General features: G+C 69.7%; 5 protein-coding genes. 2 read left to right on the forward strand and 3 right to left on the reverse strand.

Going from position 1 to position 6,128, the window contains the following annotated elements:
• Positions 1 to 41: 41 nt before the first annotated feature.
• Together H7I41_RS20685 and H7I41_RS20690 are read right to left on the reverse strand one after the other, a co-directional pair.
• Positions 42 to 845, reverse strand: coding sequence for a Fic family protein (locus H7I41_RS20685; protein ID WP_264014492.1), 804 nt, complete (start codon positions 843 to 845; stop codon positions 42 to 44).
• Between the two features lie 16 nt (positions 846 to 861).
• Positions 862 to 1,902 carry a putative nucleotidyltransferase substrate binding domain-containing protein gene (locus H7I41_RS20690; RefSeq protein WP_264014493.1) on the reverse strand — a complete coding sequence of 347 codons (1,041 nt, stop codon included), beginning with the start codon at positions 1,900 to 1,902 and terminating at the stop codon, positions 862 to 864.
• 125 nt (positions 1,903 to 2,027) lie between these two features.
• On the opposite strand from H7I41_RS20690, the gene H7I41_RS20695 reads away from it, so the two are divergent.
• Together H7I41_RS20695 and H7I41_RS20700 are read left to right on the forward strand one after the other, a co-directional pair.
• Positions 2,028 to 3,560: an amino acid permease gene (locus tag H7I41_RS20695; protein ID WP_264014494.1), complete on the forward strand. Its 1,533-nt coding sequence runs from the start codon at positions 2,028 to 2,030 to the stop codon at positions 3,558 to 3,560.
• Between the two features lie 177 nt (positions 3,561 to 3,737).
• Positions 3,738 to 4,979 carry an agmatinase family protein gene (locus H7I41_RS20700; RefSeq protein WP_264014495.1) on the forward strand — a complete coding sequence of 414 codons (1,242 nt, stop codon included), beginning with the start codon at positions 3,738 to 3,740 and terminating at the stop codon, positions 4,977 to 4,979.
• A gap of 3 nt (positions 4,980 to 4,982) precedes the next feature.
• On the opposite strand, the gene H7I41_RS20705 is transcribed toward H7I41_RS20700, so the two are convergent.
• A partial coding sequence (locus H7I41_RS20705) for a D-alanyl-D-alanine carboxypeptidase family protein (RefSeq protein ID WP_264014496.1) occupies positions 4,983 to 6,128 on the reverse strand: 1,146 nt, incomplete at its 5' end.

Raw genomic sequence — 6,128 nt, forward strand, 5'->3', positions numbered from 1 at the left:
GGACCATGGTGGCCGGAAATGCACCACGTCGCCGCGCGGCCTCATTGCCGGTCGTCGTGCAACGCGGGTCCGAGCAGGTAGAGGAACGGTCGGTGGCTGGCCCGGCCGTCGCGCCGGAACGGCATGCTGTCTCTGGCGGCCGCATACCACTCGTCGCGGCTGATTCCGCTGAGGTCGAGGGCTTTTCCGCAGCGCCGCGCCAGGAGCTGCAGCAGGGCGGCGCCGGTGCGCCCGTTGCCCTCGCGGAACGGGTGGATCTGGTTGTGGTCGGCGTAGATTCGGGCCAGCGCGTAGGCCACCCGGGAGTCGTCGGCACCGACGCAGACCGTCATCGCTCGACGCGCCGAGTCGTGCACCGTCGCCATGCGCCCTGCGATCGAGGACTGCCACGCGAAGTGTTGATCGCCTCGCCGCAGTTCCGTCGTGCGGTACTCACCGGCCCACGAGTAGACGTCCCCGAACAGATACCGGTGTATCACCTGCACGTCGAGGTCGTCGGCCTGCCCGCGGTCGGATACCCGGCGCAGCCACATGGCCATCCGGCCGGCGGTGGCCGCGAACTCCAGCTCGTGCAGTGTCTCGGCCGAGGTGGCGCCGAACTCGTTGCGCAACACCGTGGTCCCCGGGATGAAGTAGGGCACCGCGCGCCGCAGGCGAAATCTGCGGACGTGGGGCTGCGTCGGCGGATGCCGGTCGCGGAACCGCGCGAGGTACTCGGCGAACGAGACGTCGCCGCGGGCCAGCGTGTGCAGCGCCGCCACGTGCTCATCGGCGGGCTGCCAGCCTTCCAGGCGGTGGGCCGCGATCGTCGCGGCGACGTCGCGAGCCGGTTGTGAGGTGGACATGCGGGTCCGCGACCGGTCAGCGGAACGCCGACGTCGATGCGAGGTAGGTCAGCTTTCGGCTGACACCGCCCACCTCGCGCGCGACGCTGCGCAACGCGGCCCGTTCCTGCGGAGCCAGTTCGGACAGTGGCACCACGTCCCCGACAGGGCGGCCGGCCGCGAAACCGGCTGCCCGCGTGCGCCAGCGGAATCCCAGCAGCCACTCGAAACAGTCCTTGAGGGTGGCCGCGTCGCCGGACTCGAGCACCCCCGCCGACGCCGCGTCATCCAGCCGGGCCTGCGTGGACAACGCGCCGGAACCGGCCGACAGCCCGGCCCACCTGGCGATCTTCACCACCGGATCGATCGCCGCCATCTTGACGTCGACGCTGTCGGCGTTCCTGGCGAACACCCGCAGCCGCGACGGGACACTGGCGCGAACGGCAGTGGCATCCTGCAGCATCGCCTGACGCACCGGGTAGCTGCCCTCGGCGGCCGTCACGACCTTCGTCCGCAGTGCGTCGCCCGGCAGCGTCGCCGGACCGGGCAGCCCGGTGGAATCCGCCATCAGGCCGGTCATCACGACTCCGCGGTCCCTGTGGGGTTCCGCCGTCCAGTGCTCGATCCCGGTCGCCCAGCTGGCTGCGCGGCGACAGAAGCGGGGTCGGCTGGCCATCACGCCGTTGGCGTCGCCCTGGATGCCGCAGCGTTCGAGCAGCGCGTACACGTCGGCGGCGCGGTCCAGCATCGCGGCCTTGTCGTCGTCGCCGACCGAGTCGTCGAGGGCGACCATCGTCTCGACGTCCGAATACGGCACCGACTCGCCTCGCGCAGCGCTCCCGGAGGCGAACCAGGTCCAGTGCGACGTCCCTGCCGTCAGCCGGAGTGCGGCCGCCACGCCGTGGAGGAGAACCGTGGACCACGCGGCGGCCAGCTCGGGTACACGGGCACGCCGCTCGGCGGCGAGGCCCTGCAGCGCGCGCCCGATGGTGACGCGCAGTTCCGCCTCGTCGGCGGCGGCACCGATCCGGCCGAGCGCGCCGTCGAGGTCATGCCCGTCCGGGAACACCGATGCCATGCCGACGATTGTCACCCGCCGGCCACCTGGTCACACAGCCGTGACATTCGCGAAACGCCTGGAAAACGAACCTGACCTAATTTCTGTCGCATGACAGATAGTCGGCGGCACATGGGTGGCGCGTCATGACCGCCACCTCCGACCCCGCGATCTCCTCGAAGGAGGACGCGTCGACGCTGGAGGAGCTGGGCTACACCCAGGAACTCCACCGCGGCATCGGCGGTTACGCCGCGTTCGCGTCCGGATTCTCCTTCGTCTCGATCCTGACCACGGTGTTCGCGTTCTTCCCGCTGGGCTTCGCCCTCGGCGGGCCTGCCTTCTTCTTCACCTGGCCGATCGTGTTCCTGTGCCAGTTCTGCGTCTGCCTCGTCTTTGCGGAGCTCTCCGGGAAGTTCCCGGTGGCAGGCGCCATCTACCAGTGGTCGCGACGGCTGGCGGGTGACGCCGTCGGCTGGTTCGCGGGATGGTTCATGCTGGTCGGCTACATCGTGTCGATTGCGGCGCTGGCCATCGCCATGCAGACCGTGCTGCCCCCGATCTGGAGCGGATTCCAGGTGGTGGGTTCCGACATGGATCCGCTGTCGGTCGACGGCGCGACGAACGGCATCCTGCTCGGGGCCATCACGATCGTCTTGTGCACCATCATCAGCGCCGCCGGCGTGCGCTTCATGGCCCGCATCACCGTCACCGGGGTGACGCTGGAGATCATCGGTGTGGTGCTGATCGTCGGCGCGATGTTCCTGACCGCCGAACGCAACCCGGTACAGGCGGTGGCCGACACCGGTGGCCACGGCAGCGGCGTGAGCTATCTGCCGGCGTTCCTGGCGTCGATGCTGATGGCCGCCTACGTCATGTACGGCTTCGACAGTGCCGCCGAGCTCTCCGAGGAGACCCGCGATCCGCGCCGGACGGCGCCGAAGGCGATCGTGAACGCGTTGCTGGTGTCGTTCCTCGGCGGCGGCCTGATGATCCTCGCCGCGCTGATGTCGGCTCCCGAGCTGGGAGACGACCTCGCCAGCGGCGGCATGGCGTGGGTGATCGAGAGCCAGCTCGACACCTGGCTGGGCAAGACCCTGCTGGCGCTGGTCGCGGTCGCGATCTTCTCGGCGACGCTGGCGATCCAGGCCTCGGCGTCGCGGGTGATGTTCTCGATGGCTCGCGACAACCGGCTGCCGTTCGGCAAGTTCCTGGCGAAGGTCAACAAGCGGACCGGCACGCCGGTCATCACCGGGATCGCGGTCAGCACCCTGGCCATCCTGGTGCTGCTGGTCAACCTCGGCCAGTCCAGTGTCTTCGCCGCGATCGCCTCGGTCTCCGTGGTGATCGTCTACCTGGCCTATTTGATGGTGACCGTGCCTGCGCTGATCCACCGGCTGCGCGGCACCAGCCTGTCCTACGGCAAGCCGATCATGGACCTCGGCAGGTGGGGCATCCCGGTGAACCTGATCGCCGTCGTGATGGGCGCCCTGCTGGTGATCAACATCGGCTGGCCGCGCCAGGAGGTCTACAACCCGGCGGGCGACTCGCTGTTCCTTCAGTACTTCGCGGTGATCTTCGTGGCGCTGACGCTCGTCGTCGGATACGTCGCCTACCGCGTCGTCAAGGATCGTGAGGGCGCACCCACCCCCGCCGACGCACTGGTCGGGGAGAAGGAGTAGCGCGCACCGCTCCGTCTGTCGTTGTGACCTAAACGATTCGTGCGCAACACATCCCGCTGAGGTCCCGATTCGAGGACCGGAAGGCGGTAGCGTGAGCGCTCTCAACGAATCGCCGTCTGCCGATCGACGACCCGACTGAACCGTCGATGGGAAAACTCGTGAGAAGGAGTCCACACCGTGGCTGACAAGGACGACCCCGAAGCCCACACCCACGAGGCGGGCGGACCCGCTCACCGGCACCGGAACGGCGGCGCGCCGCACACCCACTCGCACAGCGACGGGTTCGCCGCGAGCCAGGGCCGCTGGGCCCAGGAAGCCGAAGCGCGCATCTCGCTGTTCCGGCACGACGAGGAGATCCAGCGCGGCCTCGCGTTCGGCCTGCAGGGCTCGCCGACCCTGGTGGACCGGACCATCCCCACCTTCTCCCGCGGAGAGCTGCCGCACTTCGCGGGAGAACGCGGCACGTTCCTGAACTGTCCCTACCTCGAGGACGTCAACGACGTCACCGACGCCGAGGTCGCCATCTTCGGCGCACCGCTGGACTCCGGCGCCACCTACCGGCCGGGCGCCCGTTTCGGCCCGCAGGGCATCCGCCGCTCGACGAACCTGTTCGGCACCTACTGCTACGAACTCGGCGTCGATCTACGCGAACAGCTCAACATGGTCGACATCGGCGACGTCTTCACCATCCCGGGCAACCTGGAGAAGTCGTTCGACCAGATCAGTCAGGCGATCTCACACGTCTACAGCCGCGGGGTGTTCCCCGTGGTGCTGGGCGGCGACCACTCGATCGGTTACCCCACCATCCGCGGGATCGCGCCGCACGTCGACGGCAACATCGGCATCATCCACTTCGACCGCCACGTGGACACCCAGGAGACCGACCTCGACGAGCGCATGCACACGACCCCGTGGTTCCACGCGACGAACATCAAGAACGCGCCGGCGACCAACCTCGTGCAGGTCGGGATCGGCGGCTGGCAGGCACCGCGAGCCGGGGTGAAGGTCGGCCGGGAACGCGGCACCACCGTCATCTCGATCGGTGACATCGAGCGGGTCGGCCTGGAGAAGGTCGTCGAGCTCGCACTCGAGACGGCGTGGAAGGGCGCCAAGGCGGTGTACCTGTCCTTCGACATCGACGTCATCGACGCCGGTTTCGTGCCGGGCACCGGCTGGCCGGAACCGGGTGGTCTGCTGCCGCGGGAGGCGATCAATCTGATCAGGATGATCTCCGCCGAGGGTCTCGCCGGCCTGGAGGTGGTGGAGTGCGCACCGCCCTACGACTGGGCCGAACAGACCGCGCTGATCAGCTCGCGGATCGTGCTCGACAGCCTCGCGATGCTGGTGTCCGAGGGCAAGCTCGGTAAGCGGGCCGCCAAGAAGGACCGGCACGCCTGGGGTCCGCAGACCGATCTCTGACGCCTACTGCGCCACACGGCGATTCAGTGAGCGGGCGGCCATGATGAGACCGAACACGATGATCGCCCCGACCACGCCGACGCCCACCCGTACGGGCATCGCGTCGGTGGGCGGCAGCACCCCGGCGGCCTGCGCGGCCGCGGCGGCGTCCGCCGTGACCTCCAGTGCCTGCGGCGTCTGCAACGACGGGTCGGGCTCGACCAGGGTGCCGACCTTGGTGCCCTCGGGCACGGAGAACCCGTAGTCGAGCAGGTGCGCGGCCTGCTGCCAGGGCGCGATGGGTTGGCGGGTGCCGCGCATCAGCACGGCGACCATCCGGCGGCCGTCCCGTTCGGCGGCGCCGACGAACGTCTGGCCCGCGTCGTCGGTGAACCCGGTCTTTCCGCCCAGCGCGCCGGGATAGTTGACCAGCAGCTGATTGTCGTTGACCACCTCGTAGTGGGTGCCGTCGCGCGCGGGGAACTGGAAGCTGCGGGTGGCGACGATGTCGGTGAACGTCGGGTTCTGCCAGGCGTACCGGTAGAACAGCCCGATGTCGTAGGCCGACGTGCTCATCCCCGGCCCGTCCAGGCCGGACGGGGTGGCGACCCGGGTGTCGCGGCCGCCGAGCTGGTCGGCGAGCACATTGAGCTTGCGCAGCGCCGTGTCCCAGCCGCCGAGCTGGCGGGCCAGTGCGTGCGCGGCGTCGTTGCCCGAGTGCATGAGCAGGCCGTGCAGCAGGTCGTTGATCGTGTAGACGCCGCCCTCGCCGACCCCGACCCGGGTGCCCTCGGCCGCGGCGTCGTCGGCGGTGCCCGGCACGGTCTTGTTGAGGTTGAGCTCGTCGATCGCGGCCATCGCGGTCAGCACCTTGATGATGCTGGCGGGCCGGTGTCTGCCGTGCGGGTCCTTCGTGGCGATCACGTCGCCGCTGTCGAGGTCGGCGACCAGCCAGGCCTCGGCCGAGATGTCGTTCGGCAGCGGCGGGGTGCCGCTCGCGGTGATGACGCCGCAGCCCGAGAGTCCGTCACCGCCGGGGGCCTTGTCCGGCACCGCCAGCGGCGCGGGCGGGGCCTGGCCGGGCTTCGGGACCTCGGACGCGTCGATGGCGGGCGGGGTGGTCGCCCGGTACGGACACGTGATGGGGGCCGCGTCCGGCTGGGCGCCGGC

This window comes from [Mycobacterium] manitobense (assembly GCF_025821665.1).
Taxonomy (GTDB): Bacteria; Actinomycetota; Actinomycetes; order Mycobacteriales; family Mycobacteriaceae; genus Mycobacterium; species Mycobacterium arseniciresistens.